The sequence below is a fragment of the Chthoniobacterales bacterium genome (genome assembly GCA_039930045.1).
GTDB lineage: Bacteria > Verrucomicrobiota > Verrucomicrobiia > Chthoniobacterales > DASVRZ01 > DASVRZ01.
On the sequence record JBDSQB010000006.1, the window covers coordinates 61,495 to 84,004 of the forward strand.

A 22,510-nucleotide genomic window follows, 5' to 3' on the forward strand; every position below is an offset into this window, starting at 1 on the left:
TCCGTAAACCGCCGGTTGCATTTGAGTTCCATTCCACTCAGTTCGGCGGTATGGACGCGGCTGCCGCTGTCTTTGCGGGACTCACCTCCGTTCTGGCGAAAAGCGGCTTGAAAACCCTGCCCACCGATGTCGGCCTCGTCGAGCTGGTCTGGAAATAAAGCGGCTAACTCGTCGCGGCCAGAGCCACAATGAAGTCGCTGAGCACGTCGATGGACTTGGCCACATCCGCCGCCTGCACCGACTCCGCGGGGTGGTGGCTGATGCCGTCTTTGCAGCGAATAAAGAGCATCGCCATCGGGCACAAACTGGCCATCACCGCCGCATCATGACCCGCGCCGCTGGGCATCGCCACGACGGCCGTTTCGTGCGCCGCGACGACCCGGCGCATGAGTTTGGTGAGAGCTTTGTCGCAGGGAACAGCATCGGTTTCCTGAAGAAGATCCCAAGTGAGGGTCAACTGACGGCGACTAACGATTCTATCTGCGTGCTCGTGCAACCGCCGGTAAATGCGGTCGCAAACGGCGTCACTTTGATCCCGCAGATCGAGGCTGAGCTCGACTTTTCCGGGGATAACGTTGCTCGCTCCCGGATGCACTTCCACGATGCCGACCGTGCCGAGAATGCCGCAATTTTCCACCGCCGTGATGAACTCCGCCGCGCCACACAATGCGTCGCGCCGCCCATGCATCGGAGTCGTGCCAGCATGGCCGGCCTGCCCGGTGAAGGTGACTTTGACTCGCTTCTGACTCGCAATCGCCGTGACCACGCCGACGCCCAGATTTCTGGATTCGAGAACCGGCCCCTGCTCGATATGGACCTCGGCGTAGGCGAGAAATTCACCAGCTTTGCGACGGGCTTTTTCGATGCCTTTCTCCTCGATCAGCGCGAGATCGGCTTTGGTTAGTTTTCCGGCGAGGGCGCGGCTGCCGAGATAGGTCGTCTGATAACGCACGCCTTCCTCGTCGGAAAAACCCACGACCTCGATGTGAAAGGGCAATGCAACTCCGCTCGTTTTCAGTTTCTCCACCGCCGCCAGCGCGACCAGCACGCCAAGCGGGCCGTCGTATTTTCCAGCATCGCGCACGGTGTCGAGGTGCGAACCTAACAATAAGGTTTTCGCCTTCGGATTCGCGCTGGACCAGCGACCGAAAAGATTGAAGGCCGCATCCTCCGAGACAGCGAGTCCGGCCTGGCGCATCCAGCCTCCCACGAGCTTGTTGGCACGCTGCATCGCCGGCGAATGAAAGGTGCGGGTGATGCGCCCCGGCTCATCGGTGACGGCGGCGAGTTCGTCACACTGGACGAGGACTTTTTTAGCGGAGTTAGGTTTCATTCTAACTTCCGCGATAGGTGCTGTAAGCCCAGGGGCTGCAGAGGAGCGGGACGTGGTAGCTGGCGTCGATGTCGTCGATGATGAAACGGATCGGGACGAGGTCGAGGAAGCGCTTTTGTCCGAAGTAGTCGCCGACGAAAAAGGTGAGCTCGTAGGTTCCCTCCACCATTTTCGATCCTGCTAACAATGGACTGTCCGTGCGTCCGTCGATGTTAGTCGAAACAGATTTGACTAACATTCCACTGTCGAGCGAGCGGAGTTCGATTTTCATGCCCGGAGCGGGGCGTCCGATGACGGTGTCGAGGACGTGCGTGCTTAGTTTTCCACTCATGGAGAAATCAGGTCATTGATGCGGAGCAGGGCGATTTCAAAAATCTCCTGGAGCGCGATTTTCTGTTCGAGTTCCAGTGTATTCTGGAGGCGTTTTGGAAAGGCGGCGAGGATGGCTTCCTTCTTGTTTTTGCGCGCGCAAATCACAAACGGAAAATGGAAGCGCACCTTGTATTCGTGGTTGTATTTGTCAAAGGCCGCCACGTCCTCCGGGGTTAGATTCAACAGGCCGGCGGCGGTTTGCTCGCCCTGCGACTCGGCTGTTAGGACGACGCGGCCCACCAGATCTGGATGGGCGCGAATGAGGCTCATCTGTTCCTTCGCGGTGGCGCTTTCCACGATGTGCCGGAGCATGGTGTGGAGGTGTTTTTTGTTCTCAAACGGACGCGCCGCCCAGCCGCGCTCGGCGATCCAGGGAGAGTGCTCAAAAATAGGGCCCACGATCTTGATGAATTCGTCGTGACTGAACTGGTTGATCTCGTCGATGGAGTAGCTCACGGGTGTTGTTAGAAATTCAGCCGCCAATGGCAGTCATCACGCGGCCCGGCTGATAATTTTCGCGAAACAAATGTTCCGCAGGCTTCGTCGCGAGCGTCTCGAGAAAGAGCCGGGTGAGCCACGCGCGGTCGATCACCGGGCGCAGCGCGGGAACCAGATCGGTCTCCTGGTGATTCCCCAGACAAGGCCGCAACTGGCCCTCGCAGGTGAGCCGCATTTTATTACAGCGCTCGCAGAAATGCAGGTCGGTCAGCGCGCCGATAAATCCCACGATGGCCTTGCGCCCGGCGAGCCGGAAATATTTCGCCGGCCCGGCTCCGTAACTGCGCTCGATGGGGATCAATTCGCCCAGACTCCGCCGCACTTCGGCGATGGGCAGGAAGTTCGATTCGTCGAGCATCTCTGTGAGACTCACTGGCATCAGCTCGATGAAGCGAATGAGAACATTCCGCGCCTCCGCGAAATCGATCAAACCCGGAATCTCGTTGTCGTTGCGACCACGGATCAGGACGGTGTTGAGCTTTACCGAAAACCCGGCAGCGAGCGCGGCGTCGATCCCGGCGAGCACCGAGGTGAGATGACCGCCGGTGATCTCGCGATAACGCTGTGGATTGAGCGCGTCGAGGCTGATGTTGAGTGAACTCAAACCCGCCTCGCGCAGCGGCTGGGCGAGGTCTTTTAGCCGGGTCGCATTGGTCGTCATGCTGACGTGCTCGACGCCGGGCAAGGCGGCCAGCGCGGCGACGATTTCCACGATTTCCTTGCGCGCCGTGGGTTCGCCACCGGTCACGCGGAAACGCCGCACGCCCTGTTGCACGGCGACTTCGGCGACGGCTAGAATTTCCGGCACGGTGAGGACTTTTTCGCGCGGGAGCCAGTCGTGAAAATCCGCGGGCAGACAATACAGACACCGTTCGTTGCAGCGATCCGTGACCGAGATGCGCAGATAATCTACGCGTCGTCCCAGGGCATCGGTCGGTGTGGAAAATGGGTCGGTCATGGTCGGAAAACTGCGCCTAAGTTCGCTCAAAGTCGGCCACATTCAAACGCGGGCGGAGTTCCATTTCCATCAGCGCTTTTCCTCGATCAACTGCCGGTAAAGCGCGAGGTAATTTTCCATCATCTGCTCGCAGCCGAAACGCAGCCGCGCACAGTGCCGCACCTGCCTCCGGTCTAGGGCCATCGTGGCGGGCAGCAGCTCGATCAGTTCCTCCACCGTCGTGCCGGTGAATCCAGTCACACCCGGCTCGATGATTTCTGGAACGGCGCCCCGGTTCATCGCAAGAACGGGCGTGCCGCAGGCCATCGACTCGATGATGACGAGCCCGAACGGCTCCTCCCATTGAATCGGAAAAAGGAGCGCGGCGGCGTTGCGCAGCAGCTCGACTTTTCGCGGGTGATCGACCAGGCCGAGCCAGCGGACGCGTTCGCCGTCGATGAGCGGTTTCACTTGTTCCTCGAAATAACGTTTCTCCTTGTGATCCTGCGGAATGCCGGCGAGCACGATGGGCAAATCGATGGCGGCGGCCATGCGAATGGCGTCGAGCGGGTTTTTTTCCGGCGACATGCGGCCGAGAAACGCCAGATAGGGACCGGACTCGAATGCGGCGTCATAGGCATCAAAGTCGATTCCGTTGTGAATGACCGGTAATTCGCGCCGGATCTGCTGTCGAATCGGGGCGCATTGGGCTTCGCTGATCGCCGCCACGGGATTTTCGCGGTAACGATCCAGCGCCCAGAGATCATCGACATGGACGCTGGTGTGCAGGGTGAAGAGGCACGGCTGGCGCGACAACGACGCGAGCGGCATCCAGGCCAGCGGCACGTGCGCGTGAAAAATATCAAACTCGTCCTGCCGCCGCAGCGCATCGGCCAGCACGGCGCTCGTGTAATATTCCGAGGTGTAGGCCGTGGCGTCGCCCATCATTTCGCCAAGATTTTTCGGGATCGTGGCGTGAACTTTTGCCCGCGTCTGGCAGTCGCCGCTGGCGAAAAGTGTGACGTCGTGACCCAATGCAATGAGGCCGTCGCAGAGCAGGCCGAGGATGAGCTCGATCCCGCCATATTGCACCGGCGGCACAGGAGCCCAGAGTGGAGCGATGAACGCGATACGCATGGAAGGTCGGCTGTCTTTGAAAACAAAAGGGACACGCTATGTGTCCCGACATTTGACTCAGACTGCAATGTAAAAAAATGGCCCTGACGACAGGTGTCATCAGGGCCATGAGATTTCAATCGAAGCCGTTACTTCATTGCTGCCACATTGATGGCGGTAGTGGCCAGTTGAGTGAGCTTTTTATCGGTGGCGCCTTCTTCGTCGAGAGTCTGTTGCAGAAGTTTGGAGCCTTCTTTTTCACCCAGCAATTCTGCATAGGTGCGTGCACAGCCATAGCCAGCCATCTCGTAATGTTCGACGCGTTGCGCAGCGGCAATCAACCCGGCGTCGCGCACTTCTTCGTCGGCTTCTTCCTCGATCATTTCCTCGCCTTCTTTCAGAACGCCTTCCATGCCTTTGCACTTGGGTCCGCGAGTGGTCTGGCCTAGATCGGAAAGGATTTTTTCCAGTCGTTGAGCATGCACCTTGGTTTCTTCGAGATGTTGTTTGAAGCCTGCGGCGAGTTGCTCGTTGGAGGCGGCTTTGATCATTTTCGGCAGTGCCTTGATGATTTGTTTTTCGGCACTGTAGAGGTCTTTGAGTTCCACAATGTAGAGGTCTTTGAGTGTGTTGAGTTCCATAGTAATGAATAAATCGCGATCCAGAAAATTCTGGATGGATTTTTCCTAACTAGTGGAGATGCGTGGTGTTGTCCTAACACCGCTTCCTAGCAGAGCCGCTTCGTAGTCGCCGGATCGAAAAGATGAGCCTTGGCGGCGTTGATCTGGAACCGCATGCGATGTCCCAGTTCACGTTGATCCACAGGGAGTTGCGTGCGGCAAACGCAGGTTTGGACACCGGTTTGCAGATGAATATGGGTCTCCGCACCGAGGGCTTCAATCACGTCGGCAATGGCCGGAAAAGTGCCCGGCGCGAGTTTGCCTTCGCTGCTGACTAACACGACATCCTCAGGGCGAACCCCTAGGATGATTTCGCGATTAACGAAGGCCCGGGCTGCGGGTAGATCCGTGAAGTTAAGTTGGATTGGGCCATTCTGATTTTCCTGAAAAACTAGCGCGTCTTTTATCAGTCGGAGCGTGCCGTGGATGAAGTTCATGGGCGGACTTCCAATGAAACCTGCGACGAAGAGATTCACCGGCTCGTGATAAATTTTCAAGGGCTCGCCGATCTGCTGGATCACGCCTTCTTTGCCGCCCGTTTCCGGGTTTTCGACAGCCGCCATCACCACGATCCGGTCGGCCATCGTCATGGCTTCGACTTGATCGTGAGTCACGTAAATCATCGTCGCCTGGAGGCGCTGATGGAGTTGAATAATTTCGGTCCGCATCTGCCCGCGCAGCTTGGCGTCGAGATTGGAAAGCGGCTCGTCGAAGAGGAACACCTTGGGCTGGCGCACCATCGCGCGACCGACCGCGACGCGCTGGCGTTGACCGCCGGAAAGCATCATCGGCTTGCGGTCGAGATATTCCGTGATGCCGAGAATGGCGGCGGCTTCCTGCACGCGCCGCTGGATTTGCGCCTGGGGAATTTTCCGAAGTTTCAGGCTGAAGGCCATGTTTTCATAGACGCTCAGATGCGGGTAGAGCGCGTAGTTTTGGAAGACCATCGCGATATCGCGGTCCTGCGGCGCGAGTTGGTTAACAACCTTGTTGCCGATGGAAATCTCGCCGCTGGAAACGTCCTCCAGTCCGGCGATCATCCGCAGCGTGCTGGATTTTCCGCAGCCGGACGGGCCGACCAAAACGACGAACTCACGATCCGCCACATCGAGATGGAAGTCGCGAACGGCGTGGCCTTTTTGGCCCTTCTCGGCGGCGTAAATCTTGCAGACATTCTGGAGTGAAACCCGTGCCATAAAGCTAGCTCACGAGATGCGCCTGAAGGTAGTCGAAGCTCTGTTTCACCGAGGCAAACGGATCGCCGGGACACACATCCTGCTCGACGATAAACCATTTGCAGCCGCTTTTTTCCGCTGCGGCGATGACGGTCGCGAAGTCGATATTTCCCGAGCCGACTTCAGCCATCACCGGCTGGTTGTTCAGGCCAAAAGCGTAGTCCTTCAGATGCAACAGCGGGAGCCGGCCCAGCAATTTCTCGCACCACGCCGCCGGATTTGCGCCGCCGTATTGCACCCAATAAGTATCTAACTCCGCTTGTAAATTTTCGGGATTCGTCTCCGCGTAAATCGTCTCCAGAATCGTGCTTTTGCCGTGGCGCGCCAGCTCGATGGCGTGATTGTGATAGCACAGTTGGATGCCCGCCGCGTGCAGCATGGCTCCGGCGGCATCGAGGCTGCGGGCGAGCTGGCGAACGGCGTCAGCGCAGGTAAAATCGACGTCCTGCGGAAATGGGTAAGCCGTGTATTGGCAGCGCAGTTTTTGCAGACGCTCGACCACAGCGGCGGGGTGGTTGAGGAGCTCTTTCGCTGGCTCATGCGTGGCGCAGCAGAGCAAACCTTCCCCGGCCAGGATGTTATCTAACTCCGCCGCCGGGATGGGCCCCACACCCGCCAGCTCCACCGCCCGGTATCCCATCGCCCGGATGCGTTTCAGAGTCGCCGCCAAGTCCGCCGCCGTCTGGCAATGGTCGCGCAAGGTGTAAAGCTGAAGGGCGACTTGGGACAGCTTCATCGGAAGCGAAAATAGGTCGCGGCATTATCGTGGCAGATGTCCGTGACGAGACGTTCCAAGCGTTTCGAGTCGCGCGGAATCAGCCCCGCCTCGACGTCGCGCCCGAGGAGATTGCAGAGAATCCGGCGAAAATATTCGTGCCGCGGATACGACAGAAACGAGCGCGAGTCGGTCGTCATGCCGACGAAACGCGAGAGCAGGCCGAGATTGGAAAGCGCGTTGAGCTGCCACTCGATGGCCTCTTTTTGATCGAGAAACCACCAGCCGGAACCGAGTTGGATTTTGCCGCGCACCGGACCTTCGTTGAAGTTCGCGGCCATCGATGCAAAGGCGTAATTATCCGCCGGATTGAGGTTGTAGAGAATCGTCTGCGGTAGTTCTGCCGTGGCGTCGAGCGCATCGAGAAACGCGCCGAGCCGCTCCATTTGCGGCCAGTCGCCGATGGAGTCGTAGCCCGCATCGCGGCCGAGGGCGCGCAATTTTCGGGAGCTGTTGTTGCGCAGCGCGCCGAGGTGGAGTTGCATCGTCCAGCCTTTTTCGGCGTTCCAGCGGGCGACTTCCATAAGAATGCGAGTCGCCAGTTTTTCGGCGTCGGGAGTGGTTGGTTTTTGGCCCGAGCGCGCTGCACGAAAGATCGTCGCCAGTTCCGCATCAGTCGCGGTGGCCGAGGGGCATAAAGCCAGCCCGTGATCCGTGAGACGGCAGCCCAGTTCTCCAAAAAAATCGTGCCGCCGCCGCAGTGCCGAGAGTAGATCGGTGAAATCCTCGATCACGCAGCCGCTGATTTTCGCCAATTGATCGATCCACGGATTCCACGTTTCCAAGTCGGCCACGGCCATCGCTTTGTCCGGGCGAAATGTCGGAACGACCCGGGTGGAAATGCCCGACGCGCGGATCGCCTGATGCCATTCGAGGGAGTCGGTTGGATCGTCGGTCGTGCCGATGACCTCGACTTGGAATCGAGTTAGAATCGAATGCACCGAGAACTCCGGCGCCTGCAACTGCTGGTTCGCCTCCTTCCAAACGTCCTCTGCGTTTGTCTCGTCGAGCAGCGTGTCGATCCCGAAATACCGGCTGAGTTCCATCTGACTCCAATGGAAAAGCGGGTTGCGCCACGTCTCGGGCAGCGTCTCGGCCCAGGCCTGGAGTTTTTCGCGGGGTGAGGCGTCGCCGGTGATCCGATTTTCGGCCACGCCATTGGCCCGGAGGGCGCGCCATTTGTAGTGATCGCCCTCCAGCCAGATCTCGTGCAGGTTGGCGAAACGCCGGTTTTCCGCGATCTCGCGCGGAGGCAGATGGCAATGGTAGTCGATGATCGGCAGCGTCTCCGCGACCTCGTGAAACAGATGCCGCGCAGTGTCGTTTTCGAGGAGAAAATCGGGGGAGATAAACGGCGCAGTCATCCTGGCACTCTGGCTAGAAACCCGGCTGGCCGACAGGCAAATTTACCCGACGTTTGAGGAAGGCGACGAGGTTTTCGGCGAGTCGCGGTCCAATGCCTTCGATGGCGGCGATTTGTTCGACGCTGGCTTTGCGCAGGCGTTTCACGGAGCCAAACCTGGCCAGCAAGAGGTTTTTCCGATTCTGGCTAATGCCGGGGCAATCGTCCAAAATGCTCTCGCCGATGCGGCGTTTCATGAGGAGCTGATGGTAGCCGTTGGCGAAGCGATGCGCCTCGTCGCGGATGCGTTGCAAGAGCCGGATCGCACCCGAATCATGCGGCAGAACGAGCGGGAGCGGCTTGCTCGGGCGATAGATCTCCTCGTTCTCCTTGGCGAGCCCGATGATAGGCAATTCGTGCAACCCGAGGCGCTGGAGTTCCTTGCAAGCGGAGGAGAGCTGCCCGCGCCCGCCATCGACGATAATGAGGTCGGGCAGGCGAACGGGGGAGGGGGCAGTTGAGAGCCGCTCCAGGGCGTCTTGAGGATTTTCCTGGGAGAACTCGGCGGCATCCGAGTGTAACTCCCGGCCTTCCAATAACACCCGCGAATACCGCCTCCTCACCACCTCGGCCATGCTCGCGAAATCGTTCTGGCCCTTCACGGTTTTGATGCGGTAACGGCGGTAGTTGGATTTGTCGGGGACGCCGTTGCGGAAGCTCACCATGCTGGCGACGATGTGGGTGGTGGAGATGTTGGAAATGTCGAAGCACTCCATCACCATCGGCGGACGGTCGAGTTGCAGGGCATCCTTCAAGACGAGCAAATCGTCCTGCGGGTTCACCTGGCTCGGCAGCGTATGGCGGGTGAAACGTTTCGTAGGCGCGGTCGTGCGGCGTAGGTCGTCGAGCATGTTGCGGAGTTCCGCAGCGCGCTCGAAGTCGAGTTTGGCCGCAGCTTTTTCCATTTCTTCGACCAGCGGCGCGAGTAATTCCTTGGATTGTCCGGTGAAAAAATCGCAGGCCTGCTCCACGCGCTCGCGGTATTGCGGGGCGGAAATGTCGGCGAGCTTCATCGGCACCTGATAGGTCGAAGACTTCAGCTCGCGCTCGGTCGGCGTGCCGCGTCCGAAAGTGAGAACGCCAAACTTTTTCCGCATAAACGCCAGCGTCTGCCGCAGTGCGCCTGCATGGGCAAACGGTCCGTAATAACGCGCGCCGTCGTCCTTTTTTTGCCGCGACAAACGGAAGCGCGGCCACTCCTCATTTACGTCCACTTTGACGAGGAGGAAGTGTTTGTCGTCGCGGAAACTGATGTTGTATTTCGGGCGGTATTCCTTGATCAGCTTGCCTTCCAGCAGGAGCGACTCGGGCTCGCTTTTTACCGTGTGCACCTCGAAATCCCAGACCGTGTCGAGCAGCGCACGCGTCTTCGCATCGGCAGTCATTTTGCGCGACGGCATGAAATATTGCCCAACTCGTTTGCGCAAATCCTTCGCCTTCCCCACGTAGATCACGCGGTTCAGCCGGTCGCGCATCAGATACACTCCGGGCCGGTGCGGCACGTCGTGGAGTTTTTTATTGAGGTCGGGTCGTTCGCGGAGGATTTCGGCCATGGTTAGCTGGCTTGGGTGGGAGCCAGCGTAATCTCCGTGATTTCCGGCAGACTGCCAACTCGCATGGGCACGCCGATAGTGCCGATCCCGCGATTCGTGTAGAGCTGGGTTTGCTTGAGCTGGCGGAGGCCTTTCCAGTATTTTTTGCCCCAATCCGGCAGGACAAGCGCACCGACCAGAGGCAGGCAAATTTGACCTCCATGCGAATGGCCGGAGAGCTGCAGCGAGATGCCGGATGAAATGGGAATGCGGTCCGCATAATCCGGCTCATGCGCGAGCAGGATCGTGGTCTGGTCAAACGGGCGTCCCACGAGGGCGTCGTTTAGATGCGGATACGCGCCGTCGCCGCCGCAGATGGAATCCACCCCTGCGAGGTAAATGCTGGCACCTTCGTGGGTGAGGGCGCGGCCTTGGTTGCGGAGCATTTCGATTCCAGCCTGGCGCAGCGCGGCGGTGATGGCGTTCGCTCCGGAAGCCTGGTCGTGGTTGCCAAGAACGCCCGTGATTCCGTGGCGCGCCTGGAGTTTCATTAAAATGGGCGTGAGTTCGTCAATGTGTTCGTGCCCTTCGGTGACAAAATCCCCGGTGATGACGACCAAGTCGGGTTGCAGTCGATTCGTAAGATCGACGACGTGGGCGATCTGCCGAAGCGTGGTGTAAGGCCGGTAATGCAGGTCGCTCAGTTGCACGATTTTGAAGCCCGCAAACGCCGGCGGCAGTCTTCGCAGACGGACGGTGATTTTTTCCACCGCCACGCGCCACGGCTCGGCCAGCGCCGGGGAAACGACGCCAGCGCCGACCGCCGCACCGATGGTCGTCCTGAGAAAAGCGCGCCTGGAGATCCGCATCGGCGTCGAGACTAGCACAGAAATGGAGGCTCGTCGCTCGTGCTGAAACTGTGCCGAATTTGAAAACCGGACCCGGCATGGTAACGTCCCGGCCATGAAAACGGCACCAGAACGCCCCTTCCTCAGCCTGGTGGAGGAATGCCAGCGCGTCGTGCGGGTGGCGAACCCGGCTTTGGTCGCTATGGCGGCGGTGACCTATTACCCCGGATTTCGCGCGGTGGACGACCGGTTTTCCGTCTGGCTGCACGGGATTTTTCAGCAGGAAATCCTTCCCGGCTTGCTGGAGGCGGTGCGTCTCGGCAGCGATGAAAAAGGCCGCGAGCTGATCGAGTGCGACTCCGGGATTTTGCGCAACGCCTCCGAGTTGCTGCGCAATGGCAGCGGACGCGCCGGACGCCTGCTCCTGCGCGAAGGCGTGCCGGCGGGAGTAAAATGCCTTTCGCGTCTGCGGCAGGCGGTCGATGAAGGCGGGGCCGAGGCGCATCTGGCGACGATTTTTGGCGCGCGCTGCGGCGTCTTTGCCATCGGTCAGCGGTCCGCCGCGCTGGCTTACATTTATATGGAACTCCGCTGTGGTGCGCCCGACTGGCACGACGGGCATTTCCAGGAAAAACTGGCGGACGCGGGTGAGGTGATCGGGGAATTTTTGCAGAGAAAAATGGTTTCACATCGGGCAAATGGAGCGATTCTGGGGAGATCGCATGGCTGACACCCTCACCCAGGAAAAAACGCGCACCGAGGAATCAGTCGCACGGCCTTGGAATGTGGTGGTGCACAACGATCCGGTGAATCTGATGAGCTATGTGACGATGGTTTTCCAGCGCGTGCTCGGGTTTGATCGCAAGCGAGCCGAGAAGCACATGATGGAGGTCCACAAGGCGGGTCGCTCGGTGGTCTGGACGGGTGAACGTGAAAAAGGCGAGATGATCGTGCAGCAACTTCACGGATTTCTCCTGCTGGCGACGATTGAGAAGGATTAGCCACGATGAAATTTTACCGACACGGCAGCCAATACGCGGAATTTCTCGGGATCGATCCCTTTCTGGCCGAGCTGATCCGCCAGATTCCGCAGGCGGCGGACGCCGAGGACAGCGCGCTGGCGCAAGGCCGGATTTTTTCCTCGCCCAGCCCGGATAATGCGGAGCTGGCCGCCGACTGGAAGGAGTTGGTGGTACCGGAATTAAAAACGCAATTTCGCTCCGCTGTCTCCCTCGTCGAGCACGATCTGGCGGAGAATCTCTGCGAGTCCGATGGCGACGACGATTTCCCGTTTCGCCTCCAGATTCCACTGGAACACACCGATGCCTGGCTGAGCGCGTTGAATCAAGCCCGACTCGTCCTGACGTCGCGCTACGAGTTCAGCGACGAGGAACTGAACGAGCGTTTTCCGCCCCAGCTCAAGTCGTTGCGCGAGCTCGTGCTTTATCAAATCACGATCTACGGCTGGATGCAGGAATTGCTCCTAACCACCTTGCCCTAGCTCCGGCACTTTCCCGAAAATAATCGTTGCTGGTCGTCGTTTTCGACCTAAAATGACCGCTCTCCAAAATTTTTGGAGTCGTAGCTCAATCGGTTAGAGCGCCGCCCTGTCACGGCGGAGGTTGCGGGTTCGAGCCCCGTCGACTCCGTATCTTCTCTCGGAAGATGCGAGTTAGACCTTCTTCGGCAGCGTCTTGCCATCGACCCAGTCGCCCTCGACCAAAATCTGCCGCGAAATCTTCGGAACTCCCCGGTCGTTGTCATGGATCAGCGACACCAGCGATAACAATGCGACTCGCCCGATTTCCTCGGGATTTTGATAAATGCCCGAGTCCGCCGTGGCGTCCAAGACACTCGTCACGGCCAATCCCACATCATCGGGCACGCGGCAGCCAACCTTCTCCAGCAGCGGCAGGAGATTTCTAATGTCGGTAAAAATGGCGTCCGGTTTTTCCTTTTTAAACCACTGCCGCGTGGTTTGCAGGGAGAGCATCGGATTCACCTCGTCCACCTCTAGAATCGGCAGCCGCAGGGAGGGCTCGACGAAGCGCTGCGCGAGCAGAAATCCACCTTGGAAAAGCATTCCGCGACTGGCCGACTGGCCGGTGATAAAGCCGACCCGCTCGTAGCCGCGCGCCCGGATTTCGTCAAAGGCCAGAAGGGTGTTCGACACCTGGTCGGCGCTCACCAGATTCACGTCTGGCTGCGGCACCGAACGGCCAAATTTCACCACCGAGTAGTCATTCCAATGGAAGTCGCCCCAGTCGATGGGATGGCTGCCGTGCGGCGGAATAAGGATGCCGGTAATGCCGCGGGCGTGGAGGATTTGCTCGATGCGTGGCACGGGCATTTTTTCGTTGCAGATAAATTCTTCGAGGTGAAACCCCAGTTTCTCCGCGTAAACTTTTGCGCCCTGCCAATAAAGATCAAACTCGGCATACGACCGCAGTTTCTCCGGCTGCGGCCAGAAATTCAACCAGGCCAGCGCAGCCGAAACCGGGACGACCTTGGAGTTTTGCTTAAAATGCGCCAGCGCCGCCGCCATCGGATTGGGCTGATAATTCATCTCCTCCGCGCGCGCCTTGATGGCCGCCCGCCGCGCCTCGGTGATCTTCGGGCTGTTGCGCAGGGCGAGGGAGACGGTGACATGCGACACGCCGAGCGTCTTGGCGACATCGCGCAGAGTCACGCGGGAGGGAGGTTGATAGCTTTTCATGGGAGGAAAGAGCGGCCAGCCATGAGACTACACGCAATAACCGGGTAAACGACAGAAATTTCAGCCGAGGCTGGAACACGTTTTCGTGGTGACTCACTCGAGTTAGTAGGCCCCGCAAGCGGCGATTCGAGCGGACTGATGCTATCATTTCTGATGCACCAGCTCACTGTTCTGCCGAATTTTGCCAGTTGGCAGAAATTGGCGCGATCAGCGCTCGCTTCGGGGTGGCCGCCGGAGGAAATCGTCTGGGCGGAATGGGGGAGCGGGGAGCCGGAGCTGGCGATCTTCGATGAATCGGATGCAACTCCGCCCACAGCGACGGCGTTTCGCGTGCCGAAGGCGTTTCTCGATCTGGCGCAGACGGTGGCGTGTCATCGGTCGGCGCAACGCTGGGCGCTGCTCTATCGCGTGCTCTGGCGGCTGACGCATGGGGAGCCGAATTTGCTGAAAATCCTCGTCGATGCGGACGTTTACGAGTTGCTCGCGATGGAGAAAAGCATCCGGCACGATGTCCACAAAATGCGGGCGTTCGTCCGGTTTCGGGAGATCAAACGCGACGGAGCCGACTCGTGGTTCGTCGCGTGGTTCGTCGCGTGGTTCGTCGCGTGGTTCGAGCCGGAGCATCACATCGTCGAGCGCAATGCGAAGTTTTTCGTGGATCGTTTCGCCTCGATGAAATGGTCGATCCTCACGCCGGATCGTTGCGCGCATTGGGATGGAATCCGGCTCACGTTTACCGATGGCGTGACGAAGGATCAGGCTCCGACGGACGACACGGTCGAGCCGCTTTGGCTGACGTATTACGCCCATATTTTCAATCCGGCGCGGGTGAAGGAAACGATGATGCAAAGTGAGATGGCGAAGAAATATTGGAAAAATCTTCCCGAGGCGGCGCTCATTCCCGAGTTGCTGGCCGAGGCTCCGCGACGCGTGGCGAAGATGAACGCCGCCAGTGCCGCGAAGGAAATTCCAGTCGAGTTTGATCCGATTCAGCTGCCCGATTCGCACGACATCGAGGTCATCCGCGAGGCGGCGAGGGGATGTCAGGCCTGCCCGCTTTATCGCAATGCCACGCAGACCGTTTTTGGCGAAGGGCCCACCTTGGGAAAAACCAAAGCGCGCGTCGTTTTCGTCGGCGAACAACCCGGCGATCAGGAAGACCGCTCTGGCCGTCCCTTCGTCGGACCCGCCGGAGCCCTCTTCGACCGCGCCCTCGCCGAGATCGGGCTGGATCGCTCGCTGGCCTACGTCACCAACGCGGTGAAACATTTCAAATGGGAGCCGCGCGGCAAACGGCGCATCCACCAGAAGCCGACTTCCAAGGAAATCGCCGCCTGCCGCCCTTGGGTCGAGCGCGAATTGCAGATCATCCAACCCGAACTCCTCGTCTGCCTAGGCGCCACCGCCGCGCAAAGCCTCCTCGGCAATCAAATCAAACTCACCCGCGACCGCGGCCAATGGCTGGAGTCGCAGTGGACTTCCAAAACCATGGTCACCTTCCACCCCAGCGCCCTCCTCCGCGCCCCCGATGAAGAGATGCGGAAACAAAACTACGTGCTGTTTGTGAGTGATCTACGGATGGTGGTGGAGGCGCTGGGCTAGGTGGCGGGCACCGGCTTTTTCAACAGCGCGTCGAGTTGCATCTGTATCTCGGCGGATTTTTTAAGGGCTTCCTCCATGGGCAGGCCGGTCTGCATGCCGGGGCGCAGGTGTTTGGTGGAGGTCAGCCATGCGTCCTTGAGCATGTCTTCGCGCTGACGCACAAGGGCGAGAATGGGCAGCCCATTGGGGTTGTCGGCCAGCATTTGGGAGACGTCTTCGGCCTTCTCCAAGTCTTTGGCTCCGAGAAAAAGCAGGATTTGTTTGGCCATGATCCAGTGCCCGAGATCATTGGGATGAACGCCGTCGGTGGCGTAGGCGAAGGTGGGTTCCGTTTTCCGTTTCTCCTCGATGAAGGCGGTCATCGGGCCATGAATATCCGCCACCTTCCATTGCTGGGCGCGCTGATCGAGGAGCCATTGCGAGTAGCGGTCGAGGGTGTCTGCATACGCGGGGTTGTTCTTTTTCCGAGCGTCGTAGTAAGGCGGAGTGAGATGAATGACCTGGGCATGGACGGCGAGCACGGCGTTGTGAACATCGTGAATGCCTTTCTTGAACGCGTCGAAACGCTTTTCATCGAAGGGCAGATTGATGCCATCGTTCATGCCGTAGCAGACGAAGACGAGGTCGGGCTGGGTGGCGGCGAGGACACGGGCGAGGCGCTCATGGAGGTCTGGCCGGGGAAAGGCACCGCCCGCGTGCCCCGGCTCCGACAATCCTGAAACGGTCTCGCTCGGCAGTCCGACATTGATGAATTCAATCCTCTGCCCCGGATGCCGTGTGACGTAGTAAGCCTCCACAAAAGCGGTGTATTGGCCCGCGTAGGTGATGCTGTCGCCGAGGAAGACGACCCGTTTGACGTTCATTGGCAGTTGCGCGACTGCTGGCGTGAGCGCGGGAGCGTTGCCCAGAAAGGCGAGGAAAAGGACGAGGAGGATGCGAATCATGACATGGGAAATCTACTGAATCCGCCGCACGGCGCCACTCATGTCCACTCGGACGATGATTTCCTTGTGGCTCCGCGTGTATTTGTCGCGCAAGAGGACGGTATCTCCCGGACTGCTTTCGGTGAGGCCGGGAGTGTATTCATAGCTGACCTCGGATTTATCCGTCGCGAAGGCGGAGGTGAGCACGGAATGGTTGGGCAGATATTCCGGGACCAACACTTCCAAGTTAGGAGGGAAATGGCCGTTGTGATCTTGAGCCCACAGCTTGCAGGCCAGTCCAATGTGTTTGGCATTACCCAGATCCTGAGTGAGCCTGGCATTTTCCTGCACCTTGGAAATGACCGGGAAAGCAATGCCAGCCATGATGCCCAACATGAATATCGCCACAAAGAAGTAACCCATCACCAAGCCGGCAATCGCCATGCCTCGGCCGGTGAGTGCGCCATCGGAACGCTTGATGCGGCCCAAAGCCAGGTGACCGCAGATGATCGCAGGCAAAAAAGGGATAAGGAAGATAAAGGCAAGAATGCCCAGGACCAGGCTCCAGACGGCGAGTCTGGAGTTGACCGCCGGTGTCGCCGGGAGAACGGGCGGCGGCACAGACACAGGCATCGGCGGCGGCACGTTCCCCGTGGCAAACGTGACCAGCGAGCTGATCGGCTGCCAGTCGGCAATGCCCTCGTGCCAGCACAAATCCGTGACGCGAAACGTGCCGGATCTCACGAGTTGTTCGAGCTCGGCGAGTGGATACGGGCCGAATTGCTGCCCGTCTTTGGCGACATGGATGTTCATAAATGGGAGAGGTAGTTGCCCGGAGTTCTCGGGAAACAAAGCTAGCTCTATCGATTTCTCCGAGCGTCGGCCAACTCAATCGAGACATGCTCTGGAAAATGTCGGCAGCCCAAGGAAGGCCACTGGATTTTTCAGGAACTTTCCGTTATCTCAGGGCCATGCAATTCATTCGGGCTCCCTTCTTTCTCGCGGTCGCACTGGCGTTTTCGGCTTGTGAAACGCCGTTGGCGGATTCCTGGAATAACACCGTGACCCGTCTCTCGCCGAAGCACGAGGACGACAGCGATGCCAGATACGGGTTGAACTCAAATGGGCCGTCGCAGCCGCAGCGCCGCTCGATTGATTCCGACACGGTGTATCTCGGGCCGAAGCCGACGCCGGTGGCGGAAAGAAATCTGGAGCGTCGGTCGGATGCGCCCGCTGGCAATGTGCGGTTGAAGCCATTTCGCAGTTCGGCGGCAGCCTCGGGTCCGGTGGTGAAACACGAGACGGCGCCGCATGTTTCCCCGACTCCGAAGCCTTCGCCAAAGCCGACTCCGAAAGTGAAAGCCTCTCCCACGCCGAAGCCGGTCACCGAGGCGACTCCCAAGCCGACGCCTGCGGAATCGAACGAACCGCCGCCCTTTGCCTCGCCGGTGCCTGGGAAGAAGGGTTATGTGACGAGTCCGTTTAGCCCCGGAGCGGGTTTCATCGATGTCACGGGATTGCCCCCCGGCTCGCTGGCGAAGGACCCGTATAGCGGCAAGGCGTTTCGCGTGCCGTAATGTCTCCGGGAGCGCACGCGTCTCGCGTGCGCTCCCGGGGAATTAGCGTTTGGCGGACGCTCTTTTTAGGCGGTCCATGATGGCACGTCCGAGGCCGAGTTCGGGGATTATTTCGGCGTAGATCGTCTGGATGGGAGCCGCGTCGAGCCGGTGCAGCGCGGCGAAAAGATTAGCGGCGGCTTCCACCAGATTGCCGCTTGGGGAGAGGACTTCACTGGCGCTGAATCCGATGGAACTCGACTGAAAACCGAGGAAGCCGTTTCCGGTCGCGTCCTGCACATCGGCGGCGGAATCGACGAGGATGAGCGGTTTGCGCGGGGCGTAATGCGAGGCGATCTGGCCCGGAGCGGCGGCGTTTCTTTGATGCTGGATCGGTCCGAAGGCGGCGAGTTCTTCCATTGGAATCGGGCCGTCGCGCAGGATGTGCAGCGTGCCGTTTTCCGGATAAACGATGGTGGACTCCAGCCCGTGCTGGCAGTTTCCAGAGTCGAGTAGGAGTGGAATGCGACCGCCCAAACCGTCGAGAACATGACGCGCCTCCGTCGGGCTGATCTGCCCAAATGGATTCGCACTCGGCGCGGCGATAGGACTTCCATACGACTGCAACACGGCTCGAAAAACCGGATGCGCGGGCATTCGCACGGCGACGAACGGACTGCCCGCCGTGACCAGATCGGAGATGATGGCGCGCTTCGGCAGGAGGATCGTGAGCGGGCCGGGCCAGTATTTTTCCGCGAGCCGGGCGACGAGCGGATCATCGGCGATGGCGACGGTTTCCAGCATCGCGAAGTCGGCGACATGGACGATGAGCGGATCGAAGTGCGGGCGGTTCTTCGCCTCGAAAATGCGGGCGACAGCGAGCGGATTCAGGGCGTCACCGGCGAGCCCATAAACCGTCTCGGTCGGCAGCGCGACGACTTCGCCGCTTCGCAAAACCGCCACGGCCTGCGCGATGGCCCTGGCGTCCGCCGCATCGAGCACGGTCGTTTGCATTTACAAATGGGGAAGTTCCTGCGCGAGCACGGTGTCCGTCTGGTTTTTGCGGAAATCTTGCAGGCGCGCGGCCAGTTCCGGGTCGTTGCCAGCGAGCAGGGCGACGGCGAAAAGCGCGGCATTGATCGCGCCCGCCTTGCCAATCGCGAATGTCGCCACCGGGATGCCGGCGGGCATTTGCACGATGGAAAGGAGCGAATCGACTCCTCGCAAAACGGCGCTCTCGACCGGCACGCCGAGCACAGGCACGGTGGTGTGCGCGGCGATCATGCCCGGTAAATGCGCGGCGCCGCCCGCTCCGGCGATGATGGCTGCGATGCCTTTTTGGGCGGCATTTTTCGCAAACTCTGCCAGCAAATCCGGCGTGCGATGCGCCGAGACGACCTGGGTGTGGACGTCGATGTCGAAGGCGCGGAGTTGTTCGACGGCGTGACGGAGCGTTTCCCAGTCGGACTTCGATCCCATGACGACGGCAACGGTTTTACGATTGGCTGGCATCTTTCCATTCAAGGTGCGCATCTGCCCGGTTGTAAAGAGCGTAAATGTTGCAAAGAACCCTCCAGATGGAGCGTTCGCAACCAGGATGTAGATGTTATGCCGACAGGAACTGTGAAGTGGTTTAATGAGAAAAAAGGCTTTGGGTTTATCACGAACCCCGAGTTCGCCGAGGACATCTTTGTCCATTTCAGTGAAATCCGGACGGAGGGCTTCAAAACTCTCATGGAAGGGGAGCACGTGGATTACGAGATTTTTCGCGACGACAAGGGCGCAAAAGCTCGCAATGTGACCCGCAAGACGTAAGTTCTCGGGCCATGCCGGCCCCAGCGCGCAACATTCTTCTCGTCGGTTTCATGGGAACGGGAAAAAGTTCCCTGGCCCGCATTCTCGCGCGCAAAACCGGCTGTCTGCTCGTCGATACGGACGCCGCGATTGAAAAGAAAGCGGGCGAGCCGATCTCCGCCATCTTCGCCGGGCGCGGGGAAAACGTCTTTCGCGAGATTGAAACCGAAGTCCTCCGCAGCCATCTCGGCCAGAGCGGCTGCATCATTTCCACCGGCGGCGGAATGGTGGTGCGCGAGGAAAACCGCCGACTCCTGCCGCAGATCGGACTCGTCGTCTGGCTGCGAGCGTCGGAGGAGGTGATCTTCGAGCGCGTCTCACGCAACAACCGCCGCCCGCTCCTGCAAACGCCCGATCCGCGCGGGACGCTGCATGATTTATTGGTCTTGCGTGAGCCGTGGTATCGCGAGGTGGCGCAGCTCGAGATCGACACGGGCAAGGTGAGTCGCGGACAGGCGGTGAGCACGGTTCTCGAGGCCGCCGGATGGTCATGCAAGCCGAACTGAAAAACGAACTCACCGCGCGTGCGCGCAGAGTCGGGTTTGATCTTTGTCGCGTGACCACCGCCGAGGCCGCGCCGCACGCGGCAGACTTCCGCCGCTGGCTGGCCGAGGGAAAACACGCCACGATGGATTGGTTAGTACGAGGTGCGGACAAACGCGGTGACTTGGAACTAGTCCTTCCGGGTGTGAGATCGATCATCGTGCTGGCGACGAACTATTTCCAAGGAAACGAATCCACTCGTGCCCGTGGAAAAATCGCCCGTTACGCATGGGGAAAAGATTACCACGACACCATCGAGCCTCGCCTCGCCTCGCTTAACGATTTCCTAACCTCGCAGGGCGGACGCCAGCGGAGTTACACCGATACCGGGCCGGTATTGGAGCGCGATTTCGCCGCCCGCGCCGGTATCGGCTGGCATGGCAAAAGCACGATGATACTCAACCGCGAACTGGGCACGTGGTTTTTCCTGAGCGTGATCCTCACCACATTGGAGTTTGAGCCGGATGTGCCGGCGACCGGCCATTGCGGGTCCTGCACGCGCTGCATGACGGCGTGCCCGACGAATGCGATCATCGCGCCGCAACAGCTCGACGCTCGGCGCTGCGTTTCCTATCTAACTATCGAGAACAAAGGCTCCATTCCGCTGGAGTTTCGGCGCGCCATCGGTGATCGCGTTTACGGCTGCGACGATTGCCTCACCGCCTGCCCGTGGAATCGGTTTGCGGCGACTTCCAATGATATCACGTTTCAAGCGACCGAGGCGACGGGCACAGTCGAGTTACGCGATTATCTCACTTGGAACGACGACGAATTTCGCGCGCGCTTTCGCGGTTCGCCGATCAAGCGCATCAAGCGGCGCGGCTTTCTCCGCAACGTCTGCGTCGCTCTCGGAAACATCGGAACGCCCGACGATTTGCCCACGCTGCGGAATGTTAGCCACGACCCCGAGCCGCTCATCGCCGAGCACGCGCAGTGGGCCATCGCCGAGATCGAAGCGCGGGAGGTTAGTCGAGTTTGATTTCCTCGCCGTGGTTCGTGCTCCAGGCCTTCTCGGCGCTGGACATGAGCTTGCGGATGTCGTCTTTCGATTCCACGCGATACTCGACCGTGTGCGCGTGAGTCGTGGAGGGATAAATCTTCGTCACCTTTTTCCAGATGCCGGCGTCGCCGCTGACTGTGTTAGCCGCCTCCTCAGCTTTCTCCTTCACCAGATCCACCGCAGACTGGCCGAGACCCATCGGAGTCTGCGGTGTTAGTATTTCCAGGTAATAGAAACGCGTGACGACCGCGCCGCCGGTGTCGATGGTGAGTTCGGTCACGCGTGTGAGCGGCTCGATGGTGTATTCGTGAGTACTAACAGACTGAATGCGATCCAGCCGGACCCGGAAAACGCCACCCGGCAGCACCGCACGCCAGAATCCTTGGCGCGGCAAGGTCTCGGGCGATGGGCTGGGCGTCTGCGCGGAGGCAAGGCCGATCATGGCTAGAAGGACGAGGAATATTTTCATTGGGAAACGGGTTCTATTTCACCGGGAATCAGGTTCAATGGCAATGCCGCAGGCCGCTCCACAGTGGACTGCAACTCGTAATAGCGCCCGGAATCCGAGGAAAGATGGAAGGCGTGCATCAGTTCCAGCACATGCAAAGCCAGCTCGCCGCTGGCGCGGTGGGGACGTCCTAAACTTGTGGCCACGGCCATGTCGGCGACGCCAATTCCACGGCTGTTTTCCGCGTAACCGTGTGTGTGCGGGATGACTTGGAATTCCGTTTCACCCGCGCGCCGCAGCTTCACTGGATCGCCAAACATGTTAGGATCGGGCACGGCGAGGGTGCCTTCGCTGCCGTAGATTTCGATCCACGGAAGCTGGTGCGACTGCACGTCGAAACTGGTGACCATCGTGGCGATGACGCCGGAGGCGAACTGCAAATTTCCCGCGACATGCGTGGGGATGTGCACCGGGATTTTTTGATCCTTTTTCGGGCCTTTGCCAACGGTGCGCTCGGAGTAAGATTGCGATGTTAGTCCAGCCACGCGGGCGACGGGTCCTAACATCGTGACGAGCGCAGTGAGATAGTACGGCCCCATGTCGAACATTGGGCCGCCACCGATTTGATAGAAAAATTCCGGGTCCGGGTGCCAGCGTTCCGGACCGGCGCTGAGCATGAATGCCGTGGCGGCTAGCGGACGTCCGATGGCTCCGTCGTCGATGAGTTTCCGGCAGGTTTGCAAACCCGCTCCGAGAAATGTGTCGGGCGCGCATCCGAGTCGCAGTCCTTTCTCGCGGGCGAGCGCGACTAACCTTTGGCCGTCTTCCAGCGAAACGCCGAGCGGCTTCTCGTTGTAAGCCGATTTGCCCGACTCCAGAATGCGGGTCGCGACTGCCGCGTGAGCCGCGGGAATGGTGAGGTTAACAATGATCTCGATCTCCGGGTCGGCGAGGATTTCCTCCACGCTGAGAGCCTTGGGAATCTGAAATTCGGCCGCCCTGGCTTGCGCGCGAGTGAGATCGATATCTGCGACGGCCACGAGGCGGAGGTCGTGAAATGTGGCGCACGCCTTCGCATACGCGCCGCTGATGTTGCCACAGCCGATGATCCCGATGGGAGTGGGGGATGCGAACATGATG

26 protein-coding genes and 1 tRNA gene are annotated in these 22,510 nt (G+C 59.7%); 9 read left to right on the plus strand and 18 right to left on the minus strand.

The features are described from left to right. Nucleotides 1-163 precede the first annotated feature (163 nt). The 11 genes from ABIT76_05715 to ABIT76_05765 form a co-directional block, all read right to left on the minus strand. Nucleotides 164-1,333 (minus strand): allantoate amidohydrolase, encoded by a 1,170-nt coding sequence (locus ABIT76_05715; protein ID MEO7932638.1) that lies wholly within the window; start codon nt 1,331-1,333, stop codon nt 164-166. A gap of 1 nt (nt 1,334) precedes the next feature. Continuing rightward, nucleotides 1,335-1,664 carry a hydroxyisourate hydrolase gene (gene uraH / locus ABIT76_05720; GenBank protein ID MEO7932639.1) on the minus strand — a complete coding sequence of 110 codons (330 nt, stop codon included), beginning with the start codon at nt 1,662-1,664 and terminating at the stop codon, nt 1,335-1,337. Then, complete coding sequence (gene uraD / locus ABIT76_05725; GenBank protein ID MEO7932640.1) at nt 1,661-2,161, minus strand: 2-oxo-4-hydroxy-4-carboxy-5-ureidoimidazoline decarboxylase; 501 nt, start codon at nt 2,159-2,161, stop codon at nt 1,661-1,663. Before uraD ends, uraH begins: the two co-directional genes overlap by 4 nt. Before the next feature lie 16 nt (nt 2,162-2,177). Then, complete coding sequence (gene moaA, locus ABIT76_05730; protein ID MEO7932641.1) at nt 2,178-3,161, minus strand: GTP 3',8-cyclase MoaA; 984 nt, start codon at nt 3,159-3,161, stop codon at nt 2,178-2,180. Nucleotides 3,162-3,230: 69 nt separating this feature from the next. Beyond that, entirely contained in the window at nt 3,231-4,277 is a 1,047-nt protein-coding gene (locus ABIT76_05735; GenBank protein ID MEO7932642.1) for a glycosyltransferase family 4 protein, read from the minus strand. 128 nt (nt 4,278-4,405) lie between these two features. Then, the gene (locus ABIT76_05740; protein ID MEO7932643.1) at nt 4,406-4,897 is read right to left on the minus strand and encodes a ferritin-like domain-containing protein; all 492 of its coding nucleotides are present in this window, start codon (nt 4,895-4,897) and stop codon (nt 4,406-4,408) included. Between the two features lie 86 nt (nt 4,898-4,983). Continuing rightward, entirely contained in the window at nt 4,984-6,132 is a 1,149-nt protein-coding gene (gene ugpC, locus ABIT76_05745) for a sn-glycerol-3-phosphate ABC transporter ATP-binding protein UgpC (GenBank protein MEO7932644.1), read from the minus strand. A 4-nt stretch (nt 6,133-6,136) separates the two neighbouring features. Next, nucleotides 6,137-6,907, minus strand: coding sequence for a sugar phosphate isomerase/epimerase (locus ABIT76_05750; GenBank protein MEO7932645.1), 771 nt, complete (start codon nt 6,905-6,907; stop codon nt 6,137-6,139). After that, nucleotides 6,904-8,310 carry a glucuronate isomerase gene (gene uxaC / locus ABIT76_05755; protein ID MEO7932646.1) on the minus strand — a complete coding sequence of 469 codons (1,407 nt, stop codon included), beginning with the start codon at nt 8,308-8,310 and terminating at the stop codon, nt 6,904-6,906. Before uxaC ends, ABIT76_05750 begins: the two co-directional genes overlap by 4 nt. 13 nt (nt 8,311-8,323) lie before the next feature. Continuing rightward, complete coding sequence (locus ABIT76_05760; GenBank protein MEO7932647.1) at nt 8,324-9,901, minus strand: excinuclease ABC subunit UvrC; 1,578 nt, start codon at nt 9,899-9,901, stop codon at nt 8,324-8,326. A gap of 2 nt (nt 9,902-9,903) precedes the next feature. Continuing rightward, on the minus strand, nt 9,904-10,749 hold the full coding sequence (locus ABIT76_05765; protein MEO7932648.1) for a metallophosphoesterase: 846 nt from the start codon (nt 10,747-10,749) through the stop codon (nt 9,904-9,906). A gap of 94 nt (nt 10,750-10,843) precedes the next feature. Here ABIT76_05765 and ABIT76_05770 point away from each other — a divergent pair, with 94 nt between their 5' ends. The 4 genes from ABIT76_05770 to ABIT76_05785 all read left to right on the plus strand — a co-directional run bounded on the left by ABIT76_05770 (nt 10,844) and on the right by ABIT76_05785 (nt 12,377). Continuing rightward, nucleotides 10,844-11,458 (plus strand): hypothetical protein, encoded by a 615-nt coding sequence (locus ABIT76_05770; protein ID MEO7932649.1) that lies wholly within the window; start codon nt 10,844-10,846, stop codon nt 11,456-11,458. Continuing rightward, entirely contained in the window at nt 11,451-11,729 is a 279-nt protein-coding gene (gene clpS / locus ABIT76_05775) for an ATP-dependent Clp protease adapter ClpS (GenBank protein MEO7932650.1), read from the plus strand. The genes ABIT76_05770 and clpS overlap by 8 nt, the downstream gene beginning before the upstream one ends. Nucleotides 11,730-11,734: 5 nt before the next feature. Beyond that, nucleotides 11,735-12,229, plus strand: coding sequence for a DUF2017 family protein (locus ABIT76_05780; GenBank protein ID MEO7932651.1), 495 nt, complete (start codon nt 11,735-11,737; stop codon nt 12,227-12,229). A gap of 74 nt (nt 12,230-12,303) precedes the next feature. Next, nucleotides 12,304-12,377: transfer RNA gene (locus tag ABIT76_05785), tRNA-Asp, on the plus strand. Nucleotides 12,378-12,400: 23 nt separating this feature from the next. Here the strand turns inward: ABIT76_05785 and ABIT76_05790 are convergent. Then, nucleotides 12,401-13,444 (minus strand): LacI family DNA-binding transcriptional regulator, encoded by a 1,044-nt coding sequence (locus tag ABIT76_05790; GenBank protein MEO7932652.1) that lies wholly within the window; start codon nt 13,442-13,444, stop codon nt 12,401-12,403. A gap of 153 nt (nt 13,445-13,597) precedes the next feature. Between ABIT76_05790 and ABIT76_05795 the strand changes: the two genes are divergently transcribed. Then, nucleotides 13,598-15,046 (plus strand): UdgX family uracil-DNA binding protein, encoded by a 1,449-nt coding sequence (locus ABIT76_05795; GenBank protein ID MEO7932653.1) that lies wholly within the window; start codon nt 13,598-13,600, stop codon nt 15,044-15,046. On the opposite strand, the gene ABIT76_05800 is transcribed toward ABIT76_05795, so the two are convergent. Both ABIT76_05800 and ABIT76_05805 read right to left on the minus strand, forming a co-directional pair. Then, nucleotides 15,043-15,990, minus strand: a complete 948-nt coding sequence (locus ABIT76_05800) for an SGNH/GDSL hydrolase family protein (GenBank protein MEO7932654.1) — start codon at nt 15,988-15,990, stop codon at nt 15,043-15,045. The genes ABIT76_05795 and ABIT76_05800 overlap by 4 nt on opposite strands. A 12-nt stretch (nt 15,991-16,002) precedes the next feature. After that, nucleotides 16,003-16,782, minus strand: a complete 780-nt coding sequence (locus tag ABIT76_05805; GenBank protein ID MEO7932655.1) for a DUF4190 domain-containing protein — start codon at nt 16,780-16,782, stop codon at nt 16,003-16,005. 158 nt (nt 16,783-16,940) lie between these two features. On the opposite strand from ABIT76_05805, the gene ABIT76_05810 reads away from it, so the two are divergent. Next, nucleotides 16,941-17,546 carry a hypothetical protein gene (locus ABIT76_05810; GenBank protein ID MEO7932656.1) on the plus strand — a complete coding sequence of 202 codons (606 nt, stop codon included), beginning with the start codon at nt 16,941-16,943 and terminating at the stop codon, nt 17,544-17,546. Nucleotides 17,547-17,588: 42 nt separating this feature from the next. Here the strand turns inward: ABIT76_05810 and ABIT76_05815 are convergent, their stop codons facing one another. Then, on the minus strand, nt 17,589-18,539 hold the full coding sequence (locus ABIT76_05815) for an L-threonylcarbamoyladenylate synthase (GenBank protein MEO7932657.1): 951 nt from the start codon (nt 18,537-18,539) through the stop codon (nt 17,589-17,591). After that, complete coding sequence (purE, locus tag ABIT76_05820; GenBank protein MEO7932658.1) at nt 18,540-19,058, minus strand: 5-(carboxyamino)imidazole ribonucleotide mutase; 519 nt, start codon at nt 19,056-19,058, stop codon at nt 18,540-18,542. Nucleotides 19,059-19,133: 75 nt separating this feature from the next. On the opposite strand from purE, the gene ABIT76_05825 reads away from it, so the two are divergent. Genes ABIT76_05825 through queG form a run of 3 tightly spaced genes read left to right on the plus strand, consistent with a single transcriptional unit; the run spans nt 19,134 to nt 20,901 of the window. Next, nucleotides 19,134-19,340 (plus strand): cold-shock protein, encoded by a 207-nt coding sequence (locus ABIT76_05825; protein ID MEO7932659.1) that lies wholly within the window; start codon nt 19,134-19,136, stop codon nt 19,338-19,340. Between the two features lie 11 nt (nt 19,341-19,351). Further along, complete coding sequence (locus tag ABIT76_05830; protein MEO7932660.1) at nt 19,352-19,885, plus strand: shikimate kinase; 534 nt, start codon at nt 19,352-19,354, stop codon at nt 19,883-19,885. Beyond that, nucleotides 19,870-20,901: a tRNA epoxyqueuosine(34) reductase QueG gene (gene queG, locus ABIT76_05835; GenBank protein ID MEO7932661.1), complete on the plus strand. Its 1,032-nt coding sequence runs from the start codon at nt 19,870-19,872 to the stop codon at nt 20,899-20,901. Before ABIT76_05830 ends, queG begins: the two co-directional genes overlap by 16 nt. On the opposite strand, the gene ABIT76_05840 is transcribed toward queG, so the two are convergent. Together ABIT76_05840 and ABIT76_05845 are read right to left on the minus strand one after the other, a co-directional pair. Further along, entirely contained in the window at nt 20,888-21,391 is a 504-nt protein-coding gene (locus ABIT76_05840; GenBank protein ID MEO7932662.1) for a hypothetical protein, read from the minus strand. The two genes, queG and ABIT76_05840, sit on opposite strands and share 14 nt — an antisense overlap. Further along, nucleotides 21,388-22,506 carry a Gfo/Idh/MocA family oxidoreductase gene (locus tag ABIT76_05845; GenBank protein ID MEO7932663.1) on the minus strand — a complete coding sequence of 373 codons (1,119 nt, stop codon included), beginning with the start codon at nt 22,504-22,506 and terminating at the stop codon, nt 21,388-21,390. Before ABIT76_05845 ends, ABIT76_05840 begins: the two co-directional genes overlap by 4 nt. Nucleotides 22,507-22,510 lie beyond the last annotated feature (4 nt).